Source organism: Myroides pelagicus (assembly GCF_009711055.1).
Classification (GTDB): domain Bacteria; phylum Bacteroidota; class Bacteroidia; order Flavobacteriales; family Flavobacteriaceae; genus Flavobacterium; species Flavobacterium pelagicum.
Window position 1 is genome coordinate 1 of the sequence record NZ_WMJY01000081.1, and the last position, 1,949, is coordinate 1,949.

Annotated in this window: 2 protein-coding genes; both read right to left on the reverse strand. The window is 29.6% G+C overall.

All coding sequences use genetic code 11. The features are described 5' to 3' along the window. Positions 1-127: 127 nt before the first annotated feature. Positions 128-1,105 carry a nucleotidyl transferase AbiEii/AbiGii toxin family protein gene (locus GJV77_RS14620; protein WP_155037064.1) on the reverse strand — a complete coding sequence of 326 codons (978 nt, stop codon included), beginning with the start codon at positions 1,103-1,105 and terminating at the stop codon, positions 128-130. Beyond that, positions 1,102-1,827, reverse strand: a complete 726-nt coding sequence (locus GJV77_RS14625; RefSeq protein ID WP_155037065.1) for a type IV toxin-antitoxin system AbiEi family antitoxin domain-containing protein — start codon at positions 1,825-1,827, stop codon at positions 1,102-1,104. Before GJV77_RS14625 ends, GJV77_RS14620 begins: the two co-directional genes overlap by 4 nt. Between the last annotated feature and the right edge of the window lie 122 nt (positions 1,828-1,949).

A 1,949-nucleotide genomic window follows, 5' to 3' on the forward strand; every position in this document is an offset into this window, starting at 1 on the left:
CTTTATTGAGAAAAGCGTCCTTTTTAGATTCTTCTAATTAGGGCGTTTTTTAATAAAAAAGCAACTGCTAAAAATAGGAGTAATGCTTTTCGTAGGACACAATGTTGTATATTTATCTTTATTTGTTTTATAATTTGATATTCCAATGAAGGGAAGTTATTCTTTCCTGAATAAGGATTAAAGTATTTAATAATTCGTTTTCATCTGGAAAAGAGCCGTAAACCAAGTTTTTAAAGTCTGATTCATATGTCGCCTTTAAATCGCTCCATATTTTTTCAGGTTTTTTAAATATTAAAGAATTAAGAGGATGATTTTTCAACCATTCATTGTTGTTTTTAAAGCTTTCTACATCATCTTGAGCAACCTTTAATAACATTTTGTCAAATTCTTCTGATTTAAAAAATGCGAGTAATTCTTCTTCAGAAAGAAGTTGGTTCAAGTCATATACGTGTCTAATTTTGTTCTTTAAATCTTTAACAGGGTTTTCTCCATATGAGAACCGAACTAAACTCATGATTTTTTCACAAATAGTTCTGCTTGGTTCTAAAACAAGTACATTGAATGGTAATAAATCTTGTTCTTTGGCGATTTTGATTTGTTCATTGTTCATCATCATTTCACCTACAAAAGAGCAAACACTTTTAGTAGTATAGGGTTCAAAGTAACCAAGCCAAGTAGCTTCCACCACAATAGCGTCTCTTACTTGACCATAATAACCTTTAAATTCTTTACTGTATGAATGTGCTGTTTTGCGATTCATTCCCATTTTGTGAGTTAAACCTACTATTTCTATTTCTGGCAGTACATTATTCACTACATTACTAATTGTTCTTATTTTAGTAGTAAGTTTATTATTTGATTCTCCTTCTCTTCTTAAGACAACTAGATCAATGTCTTCTGAAAATCTTTTAATTATGTTATAACATTTAGATAATGCTGTTCCTCCCTTGAAAACAGTGTCTTTACCAATTTTATCGTTGAATATTGTAAAAAGAGCATATGTTACCCAATAGTCTTTTTCTATAAATATTGCTGGTATTTGCATTTGGTCCGATGTAAACTGTATAGCTTGTCTAAATAACTTTTTGTCTAGATGAAGTTTCATATAATATTCCAGTTAGAAGCGTTAGTTAATACTTTTTTTGCCCCAGAAAACTCATATTTAGTAATTGGGTTTAGCGATTCTTTCAGGCTAATTGTTATTGATTTATTTTGTATTTCGTCTAATAATGCACCTAATAAAGCTCTTGTAGATGGTGGGTATTTTAAAGAGAGCCGTGTTAATTCTTTTTTATCATCTAAGCTTAATTCCCTAATTATTTCCAAAAACCTTAAACAAGATGTTTTTATGGTAGTGTCTGGTATTTTTTTCACATACTTAATTGAATCTAGAATCTGTAGTAGAGGAATATTTTTTTTGGTAATTATATTCTTTTGATTGATAAATGATATAGTGTAACGCTCTCGTTTGAATTTAGGGCGAGTTTGATTTTTTCCTATTTGTATTATGTTACTAACTTGAGTTGTTAGCCCTAATTTATTATATATGCTATAGCCTGTTAGGTATCCAATCACCTTACCATCTTCATTTAGTAAGTCTTTAACTATTTGTTCTTGACTAGGCTGAAGAGTTCCGAAAGGGGTTTTTTCAGGTTTGAAGTACTTTCCTTTTGATAATTTTTCAATTTTGCCTGAATCTACCATGCGATTTAAGGCTTTGATGATTGCTTCTTTTTTGTTTACATCAACATCAAAGTCTTTATAAGTGAAAATATACCCTCTTGGAAGACGATCTATTGTATTTCTTATGTTTTCAGTTACTTTCAAGTGTTTTTTTGAAACAAATATAAGAAAAAATGTCCAGTTTTTTAATTAATAAACTGGACATGTAATGGTTTGTTTGGAAAGTAATACAATAATACCTCGAGCGTTGAAAATAATGGTATAAA

What these genes read in the sequence shown, in the direction of transcription:
- GJV77_RS14620 (WP_155037064.1), bottom strand. Translation starts at nt 1,105, where the DNA reads ATGAAACTTCATCTAGACAAAAAGTTATTTAGACAAGCTATACAGTTT.